This is a genomic window from Enterobacter cloacae complex sp. SHL021 (assembly GCF_049237765.1).
GTDB lineage: Bacteria > Pseudomonadota > Gammaproteobacteria > Enterobacterales > Enterobacteriaceae > Enterobacter > Enterobacter cloacae.
The window spans coordinates 32265-51885 of the sequence record NZ_JBMKJG010000015.1 but is presented as its reverse complement, the minus strand read 5'-3'; the positions used below and the strand labels follow the sequence as shown (position 1 = coordinate 51885).

The 19621-nt window shown below is 52.6% G+C and carries 18 protein-coding genes; 3 read left to right on the top strand and 15 right to left on the bottom strand.

The features are described 5' to 3' along the window. The first annotated feature begins 93 nt into the window (after positions 1 to 93). The gene (gene dauA, locus ACOTZF_RS15960; RefSeq protein ID WP_129318089.1) at positions 94 to 1773 is read left to right on the top strand and encodes a C4-dicarboxylic acid transporter DauA; all 1680 of its coding nucleotides are present in this window, start codon (positions 94 to 96) and stop codon (positions 1771 to 1773) included. Here the strand turns inward: dauA and ACOTZF_RS15955 are convergent. Together ACOTZF_RS15955 and ychH are read right to left on the bottom strand one after the other, a co-directional pair. Beyond that, a complete protein-coding gene (locus tag ACOTZF_RS15955) occupies positions 1759 to 2817 on the bottom strand; it encodes a MerR family transcriptional regulator (protein WP_129251850.1) in 1059 nt (352 codons plus the stop codon). The two genes, dauA and ACOTZF_RS15955, sit on opposite strands and share 15 nt — an antisense overlap. Positions 2818 to 2941: 124 nt before the next feature. Beyond that, the gene (ychH, locus tag ACOTZF_RS15950) at positions 2942 to 3217 is read right to left on the bottom strand and encodes a stress-induced protein YchH (RefSeq protein WP_013096227.1); all 276 of its coding nucleotides are present in this window, start codon (positions 3215 to 3217) and stop codon (positions 2942 to 2944) included. 273 nt (positions 3218 to 3490) lie between these two features. On the opposite strand from ychH, the gene pth reads away from it, so the two are divergent. Further along, the gene (gene pth / locus ACOTZF_RS15945) at positions 3491 to 4075 is read left to right on the top strand and encodes an aminoacyl-tRNA hydrolase (RefSeq protein ID WP_129251852.1); all 585 of its coding nucleotides are present in this window, start codon (positions 3491 to 3493) and stop codon (positions 4073 to 4075) included. Between the two features lie 126 nt (positions 4076 to 4201). After that, on the top strand, positions 4202 to 5293 hold the full coding sequence (ychF, locus tag ACOTZF_RS15940) for a redox-regulated ATPase YchF (RefSeq protein ID WP_129251854.1): 1092 nt from the start codon (positions 4202 to 4204) through the stop codon (positions 5291 to 5293). A 54-nt stretch (positions 5294 to 5347) separates the two neighbouring features. Here ychF and ACOTZF_RS15935 read toward each other — a convergent pair whose 3' ends face one another. The 13 genes from ACOTZF_RS15935 to ACOTZF_RS15875 form a co-directional block, all read right to left on the bottom strand. Beyond that, the gene (locus ACOTZF_RS15935; protein WP_029882738.1) at positions 5348 to 5641 is read right to left on the bottom strand and encodes a YciI family protein; all 294 of its coding nucleotides are present in this window, start codon (positions 5639 to 5641) and stop codon (positions 5348 to 5350) included. Between the two features lie 748 nt (positions 5642 to 6389). Beyond that, positions 6390 to 6620 carry a hypothetical protein gene (locus ACOTZF_RS15930; RefSeq protein ID WP_224085025.1) on the bottom strand — a complete coding sequence of 77 codons (231 nt, stop codon included), beginning with the start codon at positions 6618 to 6620 and terminating at the stop codon, positions 6390 to 6392. A 503-nt stretch (positions 6621 to 7123) separates the two neighbouring features. Then, complete coding sequence (locus ACOTZF_RS15925) at positions 7124 to 7384, bottom strand: hypothetical protein (protein WP_048972362.1); 261 nt, start codon at positions 7382 to 7384, stop codon at positions 7124 to 7126. After that, positions 7384 to 11760 carry an RHS repeat-associated core domain-containing protein gene (locus ACOTZF_RS15920; RefSeq protein ID WP_129251856.1) on the bottom strand — a complete coding sequence of 1459 codons (4377 nt, stop codon included), beginning with the start codon at positions 11758 to 11760 and terminating at the stop codon, positions 7384 to 7386. Before ACOTZF_RS15920 ends, ACOTZF_RS15925 begins: the two co-directional genes overlap by 1 nt. A 3-nt stretch (positions 11761 to 11763) precedes the next feature. Further along, the gene (locus ACOTZF_RS15915) at positions 11764 to 12204 is read right to left on the bottom strand and encodes a DcrB-related protein (protein WP_129251858.1); all 441 of its coding nucleotides are present in this window, start codon (positions 12202 to 12204) and stop codon (positions 11764 to 11766) included. A gap of 75 nt (positions 12205 to 12279) precedes the next feature. Continuing rightward, positions 12280 to 13356: a hypothetical protein gene (locus tag ACOTZF_RS15910; RefSeq protein ID WP_129251860.1), complete on the bottom strand. Its 1077-nt coding sequence runs from the start codon at positions 13354 to 13356 to the stop codon at positions 12280 to 12282. A gap of 3 nt (positions 13357 to 13359) precedes the next feature. Then, positions 13360 to 13800 (bottom strand): hypothetical protein, encoded by a 441-nt coding sequence (locus tag ACOTZF_RS15905; RefSeq protein WP_230210001.1) that lies wholly within the window; start codon positions 13798 to 13800, stop codon positions 13360 to 13362. 115 nt (positions 13801 to 13915) lie between these two features. Then, on the bottom strand, positions 13916 to 14398 hold the full coding sequence (locus ACOTZF_RS15900) for a hypothetical protein (RefSeq protein WP_230210002.1): 483 nt from the start codon (positions 14396 to 14398) through the stop codon (positions 13916 to 13918). Positions 14399 to 14408: 10 nt separating this feature from the next. Continuing rightward, positions 14409 to 16331 carry a type VI secretion system Vgr family protein gene (locus tag ACOTZF_RS15895; protein WP_095427636.1) on the bottom strand — a complete coding sequence of 641 codons (1923 nt, stop codon included), beginning with the start codon at positions 16329 to 16331 and terminating at the stop codon, positions 14409 to 14411. Between the two features lie 65 nt (positions 16332 to 16396). Continuing rightward, the gene (locus ACOTZF_RS15890) at positions 16397 to 16864 is read right to left on the bottom strand and encodes a hypothetical protein (protein ID WP_129252491.1); all 468 of its coding nucleotides are present in this window, start codon (positions 16862 to 16864) and stop codon (positions 16397 to 16399) included. A 51-nt stretch (positions 16865 to 16915) separates the two neighbouring features. Continuing rightward, complete coding sequence (locus ACOTZF_RS15885) at positions 16916 to 17380, bottom strand: hypothetical protein (protein ID WP_129252489.1); 465 nt, start codon at positions 17378 to 17380, stop codon at positions 16916 to 16918. Further along, positions 17364 to 18167 carry a hypothetical protein gene (locus ACOTZF_RS15880; protein WP_129252486.1) on the bottom strand — a complete coding sequence of 268 codons (804 nt, stop codon included), beginning with the start codon at positions 18165 to 18167 and terminating at the stop codon, positions 17364 to 17366. Before ACOTZF_RS15880 ends, ACOTZF_RS15885 begins: the two co-directional genes overlap by 17 nt. A 20-nt stretch (positions 18168 to 18187) precedes the next feature. Beyond that, entirely contained in the window at positions 18188 to 19621 is a 1434-nt protein-coding gene (locus tag ACOTZF_RS15875) for a serine/threonine protein kinase (protein ID WP_058650778.1), read from the bottom strand.

Sequence of the window (19621 nt, the reverse complement as noted above, 5' to 3'; positions counted from 1 at the left end):
GTTTTTTTGTCTCTGGGTTTTATTTGTATGATTAATGCCTCCTTCACCTGCCATTGATATGACAGATGATGCGCATACGGATGATAGATAATTGTGAAAAACATCACTTCCTCACATGTTCTGCCCTTTCGCGCCCTCATCGACGCATGCTGGAAAGAGAAATACACCTCGTCACGCTTTATCCGTGACCTGATTGCCGGGATCACCGTTGGTATTATCGCCATTCCGTTGGCCATGGCGCTGGCTATTGGCAGCGGCGTGGCTCCACAGTATGGCCTGTATACCTCGGCCGTCGCCGGGATCGTGATTGCCCTCACGGGCGGTTCGCGTTTCAGCGTGTCCGGCCCTACCGCTGCTTTTGTGGTGATCCTCTATCCGGTATCACAGCAGTTTGGTCTGGCAGGCCTGCTGGTTGCCACGCTCATGTCTGGCCTCTTTTTGATTCTCTTTGGCCTGGCCCGCTTTGGCCGGCTGATTGAATATATTCCCCTTTCCGTAACGCTGGGATTCACCTCCGGGATCGGCATCACCATCGGAACGATGCAAATTAAAGATTTCCTGGGGCTGCAGATGCCTCACGTTCCTGAGCACTATCTGCAGAAAGTGGGAGCACTGTTTATGGCACTGCCCACGGCCAACATGGGCGATGCAGCCATCGGGATCGTTACGCTGGGTACGCTCATCGTCTGGCCGCGCTTAGGCATTCGTCTGCCTGGCCACCTGCCCGCGTTGCTGCTGGGCTGCGCGGTGATGGCCATCGTCAACATGTTTGGTGGTCATGTCGCCACCATCGGCTCACAGTTCCACTATGTTCTGGCGGACGGTTCTCAGGGCAGCGGTATTCCTCAACTGTTACCACAACTGGTTCTTCCCTGGGATATGCCCGGCTCCAGCTTTACCTTAAGCTGGGATTCGCTGCGTGCACTGCTGCCCGCCGCCTTTTCAATGGCGATGCTGGGGGCGATTGAATCTCTGCTCTGCGCCGTAGTGCTCGATGGCATGACCGGTACCAAGCACAAAGCCAACAGCGAACTGGTCGGCCAGGGCTTAGGTAACCTCATCGCTCCGTTCTTCGGCAGTATTACAGCCACCGCGGCTATCGCCCGTTCTGCGGCCAACGTGCGCGCGGGTGCAACTTCACCGGTTTCGGCGGTTATCCACTCCCTGCTGGTGATCCTCGCGTTGCTGATCCTCGCACCGCTGCTCTCCTGGCTGCCGCTCTCTGCCATGGCCGCCCTGCTGCTGATGGTGGCCTGGAACATGAGCGAAGCGCATAAGGTGGTGAACCTGCTGCGTCGCGCACCGAAAGACGACATCATCGTCATGCTGATCTGTATGTCGCTGACCGTGCTGTTCGATATGGTGATCGCCATCAGCGTCGGCATCGTGCTGGCTTCCCTGCTGTTTATGCGCCGGATCGCGCAGATGACGCGCCTTTCCCCGGTAAACGTGGAGGTGCCTGATGATGTGCTGGTGCTGCGGGTAATCGGTCCGCTGTTCTTCGCTGCGGCGGAAGGCCTGTTCAGCGATCTGGAATCCCGCATTGCGGGCAAACGGATTGTGGTGCTGAAATGGGATGCCGTACCGGTGCTGGACGCCGGTGGGCTGGACGCCTTCCAGCGCTTTGTAAAACGTCTGCCGGAAGGCTGCGAGCTGCGGGTGAGTAATCTGGAATTTCAGCCGCTGCGCACTATGGCGCGCGCTGGCGTGCAGCCGATCCCTGGCCGCCTTGCCTTCTATCCCAACCGTGACGCCGCGTTAGCGGATCTGTGATTCATCTGATGCGGAGAAACGTCTCTGCATCATTATCCCTATCGCCTGCTGGAGCCATTCAAGCACAGCAGGCGTCATCCATGTCCCTTTCATCAGATGCGGCTCCTGCTGCATAGCAGCGCGAAACTTTTGCTGCGTCTCAGGGTTTGTTCCTGCGTATGACTGGAACAACGCCAGCCAGGTTTCAGCCAGCTTTTGCGCCTCGTCAGAGGTGGGATCGAGATTTTCCCGCTGCGCCTGGTGCAGCTTCGCCACCAGCGGCGGCCACTCCATCATGCGGTCAAAGTAGTGTTTCCGGGTAAAAGCCATCTCATCGGCAGAGAGATACTTTTCCCAGATGACCAGCTTCGATTCGGCAAACGCCCGCGTGATGTAGTCGGTCATCTCTGCGGTGATGCCCGTTTGCTCACGCATTTGAGGTTCGACGCTGTGCATCTCGTTCAGCCGGGTGAGAAACTCCGGCTTGCCGGCAGTGTCCTGCTCCAGGCGCTCCATCCAGCGCGTCGCGAGATCCATCGCCCGCGGGTCAGAAACGGGTGTATGCTGTTCCAGCAGCGTGTTGGCCTCGGTAACCAGCCCTGACCAGACAGCCGCCAGCGCATCTTTCTGCACCGCAAACGGCAGTTGCTGTAACTCTTCTTTGCTAAACCAGCGATCGTACATATTCATTAACTCCAGAGTCTGTAGCCAGGATTCCAGATCGGGCGTTTCATCGCCGGTAAGCCCGGTGCGCAAGTCCACCAGCCTGTCACGCAGCGTGTTAATGCTGCGCAGTTGTTTATCCAGCAAACTGATTTGCGCATCGAGGAGTTCCGTTAACGAAAGCGACTCCTGCTCCAGAAAATCCCTGATTTCAGCAAGCTCCAGCCCCGCTTTTGCCAGTGCCTGAATCATATGCAAGCGCTGTACATCCGCCAGATTATAAAGCCGGTAGCCTGCCACGCTTCTGGCAGAAGGTAGCAATAACCCTGTTTGCTCATAGTGATGCAATGTGCGCACGGTGATCCCAGCGCGTTTTGCCAGTTCACCCACCTGAATCAACATAACTGCTCCTTTTATTTTGCCAGTGACGCCACTCTGGTGCCTTACGTTACGTGAGGGTCAACCCCTCAGGCAAAAAAAAACGACTCCATCTGGAGTCGTTTCAGTGTTCTTTATTCTATGCGCACTAGCTGTGCTTATGCTGGTCGCGGCGGCAGCGTTTGTCGTAATGGCGCACCCACCAGTATTTATCACACACTTCCTCATGACCGCTCACACGCGCCCCGGCGAGCCACAGTACCGCCCCCAGGAAGATGCTCAATACCGCACCATGCGCGAAGTATTGTGGGAGATCAAGCTGCGGCAATTGGTTTAAAATTGAATAACCCACACCGGCTACCATCACGAACAGCCCCAACCCCATCAGCACGTTACCGAGTAACGAAGCGTTTTTGCGTTTCATATGTCACCTCCGGAACTTTGGGTTGTAGGGAATAAGTCCCTATTCCTTGTGTGTAAAGTATAGACAACGCCCCTTTTATGAGTTGCGTCAATGATCACAATTACAGATTACTCCCAAACAAAAATTTACAAATAACGCATTGAACAGCTTGAAATTCTAATTGTTCAAATAAGTAATTATTCGTATTTCGCTGTTAAGGTCGCAGAATTTTGTCAAGCGGCGCGCCAGACAGTAAACTACGCGCCAGATCTGGAACCCATTAGGAATTGAATCGTGACGATTAAACTGATTGTCGGCCTCGCCAACCCAGGCGCAGAGTACGCTGCAACCCGCCACAATGCCGGGGCCTGGTACGTTGATCTGCTGGCCGAACGGTTACGTGCTCCCCTGCGTGAAGAACCAAAATTCTACGGGTATACCTCACGTATCAATCTCGCCGGCGCGGATGTGCGCCTGCTGGTGCCTACCACCTTTATGAACCTGAGCGGCAAGGCCGTGGCGGCAATGGCAACGTTTTATCGCATCAATCCTGATGAGATTCTGGTTGCTCACGATGAGCTGGACCTGCCGCCAGGCGTGGCAAAGTTTAAACTGGGCGGCGGCCATGGCGGACACAACGGTCTGAAAGATATCATCAGTAAGCTGGGTAATAACCCGAATTTTTACCGTTTGCGCGTAGGAATCGGCCATCCGGGCGATAAAAACAAAGTTGTTGGTTTTGTGCTGGGTAAGCCCCCGGTTTCTGAGCAGAAACTGATTGATGAGGCGGTAGACGAAGCGGCGTGCTGCACTGAAATCTGGCTCAAAGATGGGTTAACCAAAGCGACAAACCGCTTACATGCTTTCAAAGCGCAATAATCTGCCCGATACGGCATTTTTACCGCGCGGTAGGCGGGTTACGTGTATAATAGGCGTAGTTATTTACTTTTCATCAGTCGGTTATCGTTAACGGATTGATTATCAAGATATTAAGGTGATTTAGAAATGGGATTCAAATGCGGTATCGTCGGTCTGCCAAACGTGGGCAAATCCACCCTGTTTAACGCGCTTACCAAAGCGGGTATCGAAGCGGCGAACTTCCCGTTCTGTACCATCGAGCCTAACACCGGCGTTGTACCAATGCCCGACCCACGTCTGGACCAGCTCGCGGAAATCGTGAAGCCGCAGCGCATTCTGCCAACCACCATGGAGTTCGTGGACATCGCGGGCCTGGTGAAAGGTGCATCCAAAGGTGAAGGTCTGGGTAACCAGTTCCTGACCAACATCCGTGAAACCGAAGCGATCGGTCACGTGGTGCGTTGCTTCGAGAACGACAACATTATCCACGTAGCAGGTAAAGTAAACCCGGCGGAAGATATTGATGTAATCAATACCGAGCTGGCGCTGTCGGATCTGGATACCTGCGAACGTGCGATCCACCGTATCTCCAAGAAAGCCAAAGGTGGCGATAAAGACGCCAAAGCCGAATTAGCGGTACTGGAAAAATGTCTGCCACAACTGGAAAACGCAGGTATGCTGCGCTCTCTGGACCTGAGCAAAGACGAGAAAGAGCTTATACGCTACCTGAGCTTCCTGACGCTGAAGCCAACCATGTACATTGCCAACGTGAACGAAGACGGTTTTGAAAATAACCCGTACCTCGATCAGGTTCGTGCTATCGCCGAGCAAGAAGGTTCTGTCGTTGTTCCGGTTTGCGCCGCTGTAGAAGCCGATATCGCCGAGCTGGATGACGAAGAGCGAGACGAGTTCATGGCCGAGCTGGGTCTGGAAGAGCCAGGTCTGAACCGCGTTATCCGTGCAGGTTATGCCCTGCTCAACCTGCAGACCTACTTCACCGCTGGGGTGAAAGAAGTGCGTGCGTGGACTATCCCTGTTGGCGCAACGGCTCCACAGGCTGCGGGCAAGATCCACACCGATTTCGAGAAAGGCTTCATCCGTGCGCAGACTATCGCGTTTGAAGACTTCATCACCTACAAGGGTGAGCAAGGCGCGAAAGAAGCCGGCAAGATGCGTGCTGAAGGGAAAGACTACATCGTTAAAGATGGCGATGTGATGAACTTCCTGTTTAACGTCTGAGTCGATATGAATGAAAAAAATCCACGCTTTGGCGTGGATTTTTTTATTGCGCGGTCAAAACACATTGGCTAAGCGTTCTGTTTTCATGCTGGGTTCAAAAGGAATGATGTCAGCCGTCGCAAGCTTTAACCTCTGAAACGGATCTTCGCGTAGTCGCTCTTCAAGTGAGGCAAGACTCTCACATTTAGCGAGAATGACACCACCGTTTCTTGGGACCCGTCTTCCGGATGCGAGGAAAATACCCTCTGCATACCCCTTTTTCAGCCACTCTATATGTGCTGGTATCGCTGCATCAATCTCTTCGAGTGGTCTGATATAGGTTAAAATGACAATGTAAACCGTGCTCATCCTTTGCCTCTCAGTTGTGTTTTAGCCGCTTGTTGAAATTGCTTATGCAGTCCCTCTTTTGCCACCCGGTTATGGTTATCATTTTGGGCACATTTGATCTTAATATGCAGGGCCTGAGTAAGACAACGCGTTACGCGTCATATCCCAGGAGTAAAACCAATCATGCCAGCCGTTTTTTTTTGTTGGATAGCTACAGACAACGACCACTTCCTTTGACAGGTTGAATGTTAAGTAATAGAAAGTCGCGCCTTCAGGAGGTGCAGACCAAAATAGTTTTTCGCCCTGAGCCTTGAAGATGGTCAAAACGGTTTGTAATGGCTTTGGCTCGCTTAACGCAAAGACTAACTGGCGTGTTGAGTCGACCATTGCGAGGTCTAAGCAAGGTATACTTAAGCGTACGCTTCTTGTGCAGCATATCCACTCGAGCACGTCTTTTTCTTTAAAAAATTGAAATAAGCGATCATCTTCGCTCTTAATAAATATTTTTATTACGTTTATAAGTAAGTTTCAGATCATCTCGATATGTTATAGTTTGAAGCCCGATATATTATATAAAGCATCAACTATCGAATCGTTCTGAAGATTCCAAAGAGGTTTAGTGTGTTTATTTTTGAAAATAACCTCGCAATTTAATTTAGGGCATGAGTGTTTTATCTGAATACTCATGAAAATCATCTTTTTTTCGTCATAGATGATTTCTTTCGGTCTATAAATATATCCTTATAGAAGCATGGCATCATATTTTTAATCACGGGCCATAAAAATGCATCAGTGTGTTAAGATCATCTAAATCTTGTTTGGTTGGTTTATTTTTCTCCATTTTATCATATTCATAAATTATTCCTTTCATAGGAATGCCGGAATCATGATTAATTGCCAGCCCCATTAGTTTATCAATATCAGTCTGATTTTTTAAAGTATTCTTTAAAAATTTATGGAGAAGTTTTTCAGCATCTTTTCTTTCTAAGAAATACATCATGTTTATCCTGTGATATTTCAATAAAGTAAATGATTACGATTACCATCTTCATACACTAGCAAAATGCAGTTTTACAATGCTCTGAATATTTTAAATATTCATATCAAATTAAGGATAGCAAGATGAGTGAGCAGATCAAGTTTTAGAATCAGCTAAAGACCATGCTTGCAGCAATGGCTCTTAGCAGACAGTTTTAGAGCCTAATCGCACTCAAGAAAAATAAGGCTAACAAATCCTCAAAAGAACAGTGTCTATCATCATGGTTTAGTGTACAAAATTGTAACAGACTGGGGCAAGACTGCTTCGACGGCTAATTTCGTCCGCATGTAGATGAATTGAATGACGCTAGCTTTAATTTTAATACATTAAGCCGGTTAATAGTAATTATTTATGCGCTCTTTTATTAAAAATTGTCTGTTTTTGTGGTTGGAGTGAGAATTTCAAAAACAGACAACCACATAATTATAACCTCGCAAAAAATCATTCCTTCCCTTTGCTTAATATCAGGGCATCATTTTTTTAATATCAAGTGCGTAATTAACAACATCATCTAAAAGTTTTTCTTCCCTGAGGGAAAAGTTTGCGTATTGAGCCATAGCTCTGCATGTTGACAGACTTTCAACTATTTCCAATGAAATTTTGTCTCCAAAAATTATTATCTGATCATAACGAGTTTGAAAAAAATTTGCCGATTCATGTTTACCATTGGCATTAAGTTCAAAAATTATTTTTTCAAGTGCATTTTTTAAGTTATTCAAATTCATTACCAGGGAACCCTTAAAGTTTTAACCACCCATGCTCTTGGAAGATTTGACACCACAGCCTGGTATCCCATCCCAGGATATCCTGCCCCTTGAGCTGCAGCAGGACCTTCACTCACCCAAGTTCCCTTAGGAACTCTAAACTCTGATACATTAGTAATATTTACACCCCAATCATGACGAATAGCTAGCTTTTCTCGCAACACCTCCTCAGAATTGTATTTTTCATTTGTCAGCCAAGAGATTTTTCTTCCTGTTCTATTATTTACACCATGATATTTATAAAAAGTCTCGTCTCTTTTTAGCTGCCTGTTTTTATAAATACTTTTATCAAATGTTTCAGCAATTCCTCCAGGAAGTTGCGGCCCTGGTTTTTTCCCTGTATTGCATCTACTCAACCCCCACGGATCCACCCACCCCAACGCATTCGGCGCATACTGGTAAAGATTTATCCCTCCCGCCAGCCCTATCGGGTCCTGCTGCGTAAACCGCCCGCAGTCCGGGTCGTAATACCGGAACAGATTGTAGTGCAGCCCTGTCTCACGGTCCAGGTATTGCCCCTGCATCCGCAGGTTCTGGGAATATCCTGATAGCTGCGTCTCGCTTTCCCGCAGCAGCTTGCCCCAGGCGCTGTTAACGCCTTCCCAGCGCACCTGCCCTTCGATATCCGTCATCCGTTCCGGCGTACCGTTCGGCTGGCAGTGGAACCAGAAAATCTCCGGAGCATCAACGCCGTCAATACGTGCCAGCGGATCGTAGCTGTCCTGGTCGCTGTAGACGTAGGTCAGCGGCACGTCTCCATGCAGCTCCTGCAGCAGGCGGAACCCTTCCCAGACAAACCGGGTGGTGACGGGCTTACCGGTTGGCTGTCCGCCCAGCATCTGCTGGCGCGTTTTGCTGATGCGGCGCCCAAGCGGATCGTAACGGAAGCTGACCTGCGTCTGCGGCCTGTTGCGATCCCGCGGCTGGCTGATCACTTCCGTCAGGCGGTGTTCACCGTCGTACCGGTAGTGCCAGCGGGTCTGGCCGTTATCCTTCTCCACGGTGCGGCCGTGGATGTCATAACGCCAGCGAATGCCGTTCAGCTGCGTCAGACGGTTGTGCGTGACCTTCTCAGCAGATCCGTCGAGCGGGTTACCGGCCGCATCCCAGCGCCACTGCTCCTGCCCGGGCAGCGTGCCGTCCTGAACGAGCAGGCGCCCGGCGCTGTCGTACTGCCAGCGGTACCAGCTGAACGGATTATCATCCCGTTCTTCCCGCACCAGGTTATTGCGGTAGTCATAATCCCAGCGGCGGGACCAGCGGCGAGGTGACGGGCGCTGGGCGTTGCCGGTGAAGACGTCCCGGCGATGCAGGCGGCCGAGACGGTCGTATTCGCTGCGGGTGGTGAGCAGCCCCTGCGTGCGGCTGGTCTCCCGGTGGAGTTCGTCGCGGGTAAAGTCGGATACCGACAACTTATCAAGGGCAATGCTGAGCAGATGCCCGCTGCCGTAGTAGAACTGTTTGAGTTCGCGGCCATCCGGCAGCGTAACGGAGGTGCGGTTGCCAAGGGCATCATACTGCCATGCCAGCTCACCGTGCTCGCCCGCTTCGCGGGTCACGCGACCAAGTGCGTCATACTCAAAGGAAAGCTCCTGCTCAGCCTCGGTACTCCACGCGTCGGCTGAAAGCGCCGGGTGCAGCCCAATCCGGGTCAACAGCCCTGACGGGGTGTAGTGGTAGCGGGTCTGCCCTTCCGGCGTAGTGCGGGCGACCAGTTGCCCGCTCGCGCTCCAGGCAAAGGCGTGTGTGATGGCCTCCGGATGACCGGCAGCAAAGGTGCGCGCTATCGTGCGCCCACAGGCGTCGTAGCGATACTGCGAGGCCACACCATCGAGCCCCACCTCCTCCAGCAAGAGCGAGTCAGGCCCCCAGCGGAACTGATACGCTTCGCCGTTTTCATTTTCAAGGGCAATCAGACGCCCTCTGCTGTCCCAGCGGCGGCGGACCTCTTCACCCTGGGTATTACGCGTGGCGGTTAAGCGTCCGGCCTCATCGTATCTGAACTCGCTTTCTTTCCCGTCGGCGCCAGCATGCTTCACCGGCAGGCCACGTTTGTTCCATTTTAGCGACTCTGTCCAGCCTTCCGGACGATCGAGCTGTAGCGGGCGTCCGGCAGCGTCGTAGCGATAACGCGTCTCTTCGCCGTCGGCGCCCGTCTCGGTCATCAACCAGCCCAGCGGATGATATTGGTAGCGGGTGGTGTGGCCAGAGCAGCCTGTCGCACGCACCACTTGTCCTGCTTCGTTGTACTCATGATGGCGGCTGTTTCCGGCGGCATCCACCTCTTCAACGACCTGACCAAACTCATCCCGGCGCAGCAGCGTGGTCTGCCCCATTGGGTCCACCACGCGGTTCAGGCCGTGATGTTCGTCGTACCAGAACCGGGTAGCGCTGCCGTCGGCTTCAATGATGGCCGTCGGTAGCGCGCGGTGTTCAAGCCAGGTCGTGGTGCGGGCATTGCCGTCAGGGTCGATCTCCTGCACCCGGTTGCCCATCTCGTCGTAAACGAAGGTGACGGTGTTCCCGAGCGGATCAATGCGTTGCGTGAGGAGCTCGTTCTCATCCCACGTGTAGCACCAGTTCTCGCCGCGCTCGTCAACGTAGCGGACGATCAGATTTTGCGCGTTCCAGTAGTGCTGACGTTTCTGACCGTCGTAGTGTTCGACGGTGGTCAACCCGGCGTCAAGATCGTAGGTGAAGCGACAGCCATCCCCGGTGCTGGTGCGGTTTTCAACCACGCGCCAGTGGTCAAATTTTTTCCAGCGGTATTCACTTTCCAGCCCGCCCGGCAGACGATGCCAGACCATCAGGCCATGGTCGTTATAGCGGTATTCGCGGGTAACTACACCAGAGGCATCCGTCGCGCTCGCCAGCTGGCCACGCGCATCGTAACCCCATTGCATCAGCGGCCAGCTACGGCTGCCGTCAAAATGGCTGGCAGCGGTTACGCGCTGTGGGAACCGTTCGTGCTCATAGCGCAGGGTGACGTCTATTGCCCGCGGCTCATCGTGCAGACCGACCAGCCTGCCGTGCTCATCCCACTCCGTCAGCAGTGCGTTGCCGTATTCGTCGCTAAGGGAGGCCAGACGCAGAACGGATGGATTCACGCGTGTCGGTTTATACAGGCGCCACACCGCGCCGTCATCATCGGCTATCGCCACATCACCGCTCTCGTTGCGGCGGATGATAATACCCTCGCTGATGCTGTAGAACGCGCGGTCGACGGGTGGCAGTTCAAAGCTCAGCTCACGCCCGGTTTCGTCGAACCAGGTGGCATTGTTCTCTTCAAGCGTCAGATAACTGTCAAAGGTTGTTGCCCAGCCCAGGCCAAACAACCCTTCGCGGGTGGTCAGGCTGTTATAACTGCGCTGCCAGCGAAGCGGAAAACGCCCGGGCAGCGAGAAATCGAGCTCATCATCGTCATTCAACACCTTCACGCCGGTGGCGGCATGAACCGGGTGCGAGGAACCAAATACGGCATTGACGGCCATATCGGCCAGCATCCCGCCCCCGGCTGCTGCCAGGGCACAGGGCATGTTTTTTAAAATCTTGCCCGGACGGCCGCGCAGCAGGGAGAGCGCAATCATCCCCAGTGCCAGCCCCGGCGTTTTGCCGCTCTTGATATCGCGAACCGTCAGCGTCTCGCCGCCGATGATCACATTCGGGGAAACGTCATCGGAAACGGTCCCTTCGCAGGTGGTGCGATCTTTGGCACGTACTGCCGGTTGTCCATTGATAAAGACGCTTTTAGAGCCTTCCGCCAGATACTGTGGTCCGGAGTGTTTTTCACACGCGACCTTATCCTCTTCCAGCGGCGATGTACCCGCCGCAGCGGAGGCCACGCTCGGCTGCCACATTTCGCTGCCGAACTGTCCGGCAGCAGAGAGCAACATACCGGCGTAATCGGCAAAACTACCCGGTGATTGTGGTTCTGGAGGTGGCGTATCTGCGGGCGTCAGCGTTCCGGCCGCGCGTGCAGCGGGAAGGCTGTTGGTGAGCACGTTGCTGGAGCCGGTGGTGATTTTACCTGCGGGTGACGGCGGGAACAGCGCATCACCCAGTCCCTCCGCGATATTACTGATATCGTCAGTAACACCCGCCAGGTTAGCCAGTACGCCACCAACGATCCCGCTTAACAGGCAGCTGGATCCAATCGCCGCCACGCCCGCAGCGGCTGCCCCGGCTCCCAGCAGTGGTGCGGCGGCAGTTGCTGCCAGCCCTACCGCCGCGCCGATCACCGCGTAGGCGGCACCTTCCGCCACAATGCTGGTGATATCCGCGAAAATGCTGGAGTGAATAATCTCGTCACCCTTGCGGGCCGCGTTGTTATCGCTCATGCCTTACACATTCCGGTTGTCGTTAAGCGTCAAACTTTGCTTAAGCGCGCTCCAGCGCGCCTCGTCTTCTTCATTGAATGCTCTGAGTGCCGAGAGGGTAAAAATCATCAGGACCGGTTTACCCGGGGTCTGCAACGCCAGCTGTTTTTGCCACAGGCGCTGGCCGTTACGGTCAAACGAGGTTTCAACTTCCAGACCGTTGATTTTTCCGTCAGGACCGGCTTTTACGCGCTGAAATTCACTCTGGACGATCTCCCCCATCTGTGGGCGCAGCAGCTCCCACTGGCGGTGGAACTCTTTCTCATGATCGCTGCCATCCGGGATAACCCCGCGACTGACAACCACAGACAGCCCGCTTTCGTCATCGCGAATGATGTTCATCGTGTTATCCTGCCAGGCAGCAGGAAAAAGGGAAAACGAACCTTCCTGGAGGGTGTATTTCATAGGTGGACTCGGGATGATTAATATTGAAAGAAATAAAATGACCAGTTTGATTTGGCCTTTTGAACGGCTGTTTCGTTATTCAAGCCAGTGGCCCGACTGCTCAACCAAAATATGGCCGCCTTTGCTGACAACCAGTTTCAGTGGTGCATAGGTCACGGTATAGGTAACGTCCCCATTCTTATAGGTTGAGCCGGTTATTTTACCTGTGGGATCCTGAAGCGTTTTCCCCTTTAAGGAGATCGTACTGTTATCACTTTTGCGAACGCCAAGATAATACATCTGGCCACACTCACGCTCGAAACGCCCGCAGTTATTTACCAGAGAAATAGTGAACTTATCGGTATCCAGCTTTCTGGTTTCAACGTTATGAACGGGAGCCGCTTTATTTAGCGTATAACGCAGCGGAGCATAATCATGACCTTTTTGAGGAGGCGTTACTAAACGCCACGTCATTTTGCTTCCGTTAATTTCCAGAACTGCTCGTCCATCCACACCGCCAAACGAGGAGTCGAACTTAACGTTCGCACGATTGCCCGTGATAGCACCGCTTAGATTGTGTTCATCCTCTGCGGGACAATCGATGCGGTTTCCTCTCTGAGAGATATAGCAATATGACCCGGAGATACGGTCGCCTGATTCCGTTAAACGCAGGGTTAGCGTCGAGTCAGTGCCGAACGTGCCTGCCCACACCCCATCAAACGTTAATTTTGCCTGGCTGTTCGTTGCAAAATGCATCGCTTTGAATCTGGCAGCCCATTGCTGAATATCAGCATTCACCACCTGACGATGATCAGATGACTGATAATGAATAACGTCTGACTCAGGAACGACCCAGGCCGTATAGATTTTGCCGTCAGGTTCAACGACCAAAGCTGACGCATTCTCCAGATAAAGATCGTTACGCCAGCCTTCAACAAACAGGCCTTCGCCTGAGGTTGAATGGGGTTCGCCAAAGACATCAAAATTGCTAATAAACGTCTCGTAATCGCTGCCCAGCGTCTTCCTGAGCGTCTCATTCACTTCGCTGTCGTTAACGATGTGGTCTACGGTATCGAGCCTATTGTATTGCGATAGATCAAGCGCGGCTGAAGTTTCAACTGAGCCCAGTAATAGCGCGGTGAACAATGCGCATGCTAAATTTTTCCTGGCCATAAATTACTCTTGGGCGCCATTATCGTAATTGATTGTTATTGTCACAATCTTGCTGTCTTTAATCCCGAACGAGAGAAGCTTGTTACCCAATTGATAAAAACACCATTGTTCCCCGGCATCATTTTCCATCTGACCCTTGCCATATGCATTACTGAGTTCCCTGGCTGTTGACCCTACATGAATACCGCGCGGTGTTTTGCCCTCCCCGGCTGTAAGGGTAATTTGCGATACGATATAATCGTCAGCATTGCGTTCGACCTTATCCCACCAGAGATTGGAAACATATATGTCAATACCCGCCTTTTGATGCTGGTAGAATTTATAGTGGGTTCCGTCAAAAGGAACCTCACCGACAAAATTACCTTCTATCGGCACCTCAATTTTACGCGCAACGTCATCTGTCCATCTTTCGCCCAATGTGACAGTCTCATCTTCCATCTGCACAGTAAAATCCTGGTTAACTAAAACCGGCGGCATATTATGTGCATACACCCCATAGCAGTTCAGAGCGGAAAATATCGCGGTAAAACGAAGAAATATTAAAATGTAATTTTTCACGTTAATCACTGCCCGCGCTAATGACAACCGAGTCCAGACAATCAGGTTTATTTACGGAGAAACTGAAACTAGCCTTTTGTCCATTCATATCTTCTGGCGCGGTATAGCTGGTCACTTCATTTCCGGAGCGGCCTCGGGGATAATCCGTTAACACCAGCTCCGGATAATGCTTTTTAACGGCATCGAGTGTGATGCACTGACCTGACGGGGAAAAATTCAATAACGGTGCCATGCCGTCGCGCTCTTTGCTTACCCGTAAATCAATCCCGGTAATGCGCATATCCTCTGCCAGCCTGACATCATCGGCATGATAGAAGTGAATGTATTCATTATCTTTCGTCAGCGTAAACTGCAACGGCAGATCATTAACACTGGTGTTGGATAGCGTTCTAAGTGAAGCACTCATCTCTGCAATGAACATCCAGAGATCTTTTTTCGTTGCGTGTCCTTCTGGCATGCCCATCGCTAATAACGCGACAAGCACCGCTCCAGCCTTAATCACCCTCGGTCGTGAATTTCGCCTGAACCGCCGCATCAATGTCTCCTTTGTGCCCCGCGCCCGGCGCCGTTGTGCCTGGCTTAGCGCCTGACGTATTGAGATGCAGCTTACCCCCCGTGGTGATATGACCATCCCCTTCAACGAAGAAGTTAAACTCTTTACCGATCAGGCTAATTTTGCCGTTAGCGTTAAGTTCAATCGCACTTTCACCTGACACCAGCCGCAGTTTGGTGCCGGAGGCAAGGACATACTGCTCCACCGCCGCATCCAGCTTTCCTTTGCCGGTCAGGATCTCGGTTCCGCCTTTTACCGCCTGGATCTGATTCGCTTCCACACGATGCAGTTCATTTTTCTTTACGTAATGGCTACGCTCGCCGCCGACGCTGTGCGTTTCGTCATTCTTGATGCTGGTATCCATATTTCGCTCGGCCTGGATCCACACCTGCTCCGCACCCGCCTTGTCCTCAAACCGCAGGGCGTTGGCGTTATCCACGGAGCCATCTTTCGTGCGGCTCATAAAGCCCATCTGCGTTGCCGCTGCCGGCAGCGCCCACGGTGGCATGCTGGCATCGTTGTACACGCGCCCGGTGATAATCGGACGGTCCGGGTCACCGTTGATAAAGTCCACCACCACCTCATCGCCCACGCGCGGGATCTGCACCCCGCCGTAACCCTGGCCCGCCCAGGCGCTCGACACACGCACCCAGCAGGAGCTGGTGTCGTCCCCTTTTGCCAGACGGTCCCAGTGGAATTTCACCTTCACGCGGCCATATTTGTCCGTCCAGATGCTCTCTCCCTGGGGCCCGACGACCTTCGCCGTCTGCGGGCCGTAGGTACGCGGCCACGCCGTGGACTGCGCCGGACGGAACGACACCGACGCCGGGATAACCGTGAAATCGATACGGTGAATGGTCTCCCCTTCGCCGCTGGCATAGCGGTTCTCTTCCAGATGATACCCGGCCGCCGTCACCAGATAGTCACCGTTATCGCTGAAGAACGGTGCGTTGGTCAGGGTGAAGGTGTGGCCCGGCGCAATACCCGCCGCCGTGGCCGTGGCCTGAATCTGCTGATGCTCCACCTGCCAGCGCTCCTGGCGAATGCGGGCGTAGAACTCCGCATGCCCGGTCTCCACAAAGCGCCCAGGCCAGTCGTACACGTCAATGCTGCCCGGTTTCGGCGACGCCGGGTTCTGCTGCGCCTGAAACAGCCACGCGTTCGGCTTGCGGAAGTCGTAGTCGTCGAGGCTGTAAATGCCCGGCGTGACGCTGTCCTCCAGCGCCCACTGGCTGATGCCCTCTTCGTCCGTGCTGCCGCCGGACGGCGTCTGGTGATAGGGGATGACCTCGTAGCCGCTGAATGGCTGATGCTGCGTGGCGGCATCGGTGAGCACCAGGGTGTGTTTGTCGGCCTCGTGGCTGAAGTAATACGCTATCCCCTCCAGCTCCATCAGGCGGCTGATGAAGTCCAGGCTCGACTCCTGATACTGGACACAGTAGTCCCACACCCGGTAGCTGCCGGTGAGCTTATCTTCCACGTTGACCTGATGCTCGCCCAGCAGGGTTTTCACAATCTGCGGCACCGTCTGCCCCTGGAAGATACGCAGGTTACGGTCGCGCTTCATCGGCCACAGGTCCGGCTCCACCGTCAGCTGATACACCGCATAGCGTGTGCCCGTCAGCTCAACGGCGCTCACCGCCACGCGCGTGACTTTGCCGTTGATGTAGCGCGGGGTAAGCAGGTTCTGGGTCGGGATGGTCACCGTGACCGGCTGGCCCAGCAGTTTGCTGCGGTCGATACGCGCATCCGTGCCGAGCAGGGTCAGCGTCAGGGCGAACGACTCGGACATCGCCTCGCGGCCGGAGAGTTTCCAGAAGAGCAGCCCCTCGACCGGGAGCTGGACGGTAATTCGGTTGAGCATTATCGTTAATCCATATGGCTTATGCGACACAAATGATTACGTCAGTAGATCTGACATGCTGAATACTATTCTGATTCAGCCGACTTATTTATGGCGGGTTGACTTTTTATGAGATAAATAAGTGAACCTATCTTTACTATTTCAGACAGGACAAGAAGAGAGATAGTTACTATTAATCCGCCCCATCCTAATCCACCTGCAATCATAGGAAAAAAAGGTACTGAGCTTCGTAAAGTGATAATGCGCAAAACCTCAAGTGACAATGAAAACTTGACAGCATAATGCTTTTTCTTGAAAAAAAACCACGCAGAAAAAAGCAACACCAGCGGTATCAACACATAAACAAGGTAATACGTCCCCTGCAACGTATCATCTACCCCTCCGAACCATGTAATGTACACTAGCAAAGCCAGATTCACTAATGCTGAAACCCAATCTCCACCCAGAAAACCCCAGGAATCAATGGCGTAATACACAGCCCCAATGACATCCATGACACCCCAAAAGTAGAATATTTTTTCTCTCGCAGTCATACTGGGCACCAACGTAATTTAAATTTCGCAAAGAAAATTTATTTTCAGCAATCAACGCGAGCCATTTAAACTACGTTCTGTTTTCCTGTTGCTCATTAAATAGAGCATAGAATATAATTTCAGACACTCAGATAAAACAAACAACCCTAAATTCAGCCAAGTGTTTGATATTCCAGACACGGTTACCAACAGAGGGAATAGCGTTACTGAACACCTGAAAGAAATAAGCCGCAAAACCTCTTGGATAATCGCAAACTTAATCGCATATGTTTTTCTTTTAAAGAAGAACCAGGCAGAAGCAAATAGCGAAAGTAAGAGAACTAAATCCAAAATAAAAAAAAGAAATACCAGAACGCTATAACCACCGCTTGCAACATCGCTGGAAAGGCCACTAAACGCCACGATATCAGAAATAAATGGAATTCTACCCTGCCGAATTGTATTCACAAAATAAAGCATGACTGCCAGGACATCCATACATCCCCAGAAATACCATAATTTATTTTTTAAATTCATAATCTTCTTCTCTGACTCCCGGTATCCATTGCCATGATTTACCACTTACAGCCCAGGCATCATCCCCTTCCTGATACTTTTGATAAATCGATCGTACTTCACCATATCGCCTGATTACAGACTTTTCCGATATTAAGGCACGAGAAACACTATCTAAATCAGCAGGCAAAGGCGTCCAATTTTGAATTTTATCACGTGACGTATTCATATAATCTTTGCCGTCAGATCCAAAAACTCGCCCCTCATCCCCCATACTTGTCAGTCGGTTTATCGCCATAATCACAACATTTTTTGTGCCATGATAATCATTGTCTACCGTCTTCCAATATCCAGGCCCATATTGAGCCGTGGCGGGAACAAACGTATCTCTCGTTGGAGACGGTTTTCCGAACTGAGCCACATTATGGCGATAGCGCTCAATGATGTAATTTACAAAAGCCGAGTTGTACATCGCCGGATCAACACAAAATAAATCACCCGATTCAGCGATGAAAAAAGGGTAAGTGGATTTTGTACGTTGGCGTTGAGCAATTAAAACCACTTCCCCTGAGTCGATTAATCGCTCAATCTTATTCAGGTTCTGAGCATATAGCGGATCAAATACCGCGTTAGGGTTAAATTCGAAGCGATGTCGTATACTCAGGCCGTCTATGCTGTGAAATGGATTAGATACTCCACGAACCACGACAAATTCACGACCTACATCGCTCCGTGCATACACAGGAGAGACAATCTTTTCGAATTCCTTTGGATGAAGTCTTTGGCTTCTAAGATCGTACACTTCCATAAGATCTCCTGTTTATATTCCTACGGATTCACCAGCCATGTGCCAGGCTTCACGATATCCAGCGTCTGGCTACGGGTTCTGCCGTTGCCCTGCAGTTCAATGCTCACCTCACCCGCTGGCAGCTTGAGCGATGCATAGCCGTTGTTCGCCGGACGCAGCGCTTTCGGCTCGCCGTTCACTTTCAACGTCTCGCCGTCAAGAATGCGAATGTAGACCAGAGCAATCGGGCTGGCTTCAACCGGTGGCGGCGTCGGTTGCGCTGTTGCAGGCGTTGCCGCTTGTTCGCTCACCTTCGCGGTCTCCGGTTTGACATCTTGCGCGTTCGATGCGGTTTCCGTCGTGCGGGATGCTTCCGGCGCTTGCGCAGCCTGCTCTGGTGCATCGTGGCCGCCGCTGAACAGCATCGCGCCAGCGACCACCCCGACCAGCACACCCGCGGCAACCATCCCGGGGATCTTGTAACGACGCCAGTCAAACGCCGAAGCAGGTGCCTCTTCTTCCACCGGCACCAGCATGGTGCCCGGTTTTTTAGCAGTCAGCACGTCATCGATACCGGCGACCGGCATCTCGATTAACGCCGCGAACTCATCAATAGACTGCGGACGGTCTTCCATGTGCAACGCCAGGGCACGGTCGATAGCCTGCAACAGCGACAGGGAGTACCCCTGCGGCTGGATTTCCGCCAGCGGTTTGCAGGTATCCTGAATGGAACGCACCACGCTGACCGGTGGCGGTGAGCCCACGATCAGGGTGCGCAGCACCGCGCCGAGCGCGTAGATATCCGTCCACGGTCCCTGCTCGCTTTCGTTGTCGTCGGTGTACTGCTCGATAGGCGCAAAGCCCGGACGCAGCATGGTCTCGGTTTCGTCAGAGAGGTTACCGATGGTGCGACGCGCGGAGCCGAAGTCCAGCAGCACCGGCAGGCCGTTATCCTGGATCTGAATGTTATCCAGCGAAATATCGCGGTGCAGATAGCCCTCGTCATGGATGGTCTTGATTGCGCCAAACAGCATCGGCAGCGTACGACGGATCCATGCCTCGTTAATCAGCTCCGGCTTCTCCTCGCGCAGGCGAGAAAGCGTGGTGCCGCTGTAAAACAGCGTGCCCATGTAAGCCGTATCGTTTTGCACCCAGAAGCGCAACACGTGCAGCAGGTTCGGGTGGTTGAAGCGCGCCAGCAGGCGGGCTTCCTGAATGAAGCTGTTCAGCCCCGCCGAAAACGCTTTGCCAAAGCGTTCGCTGCGCAGTACCAGCGTCATGTCGTCGCCGCGCACGGCGAGCGAGGAAGGCATAAATTCTTTGATAGCGATAGTGCGTTCGAGCTGGTGATCCCAGGCGCGATAGACGATGCCGAATCCGCCGCCGCCAATCACCTCTTTAATTTCAAACTCGTTGAAGCGATACCCGACCGGGAGCGCGTTTGGGACAGTCCGATTGTTATCATTATCCGTCAT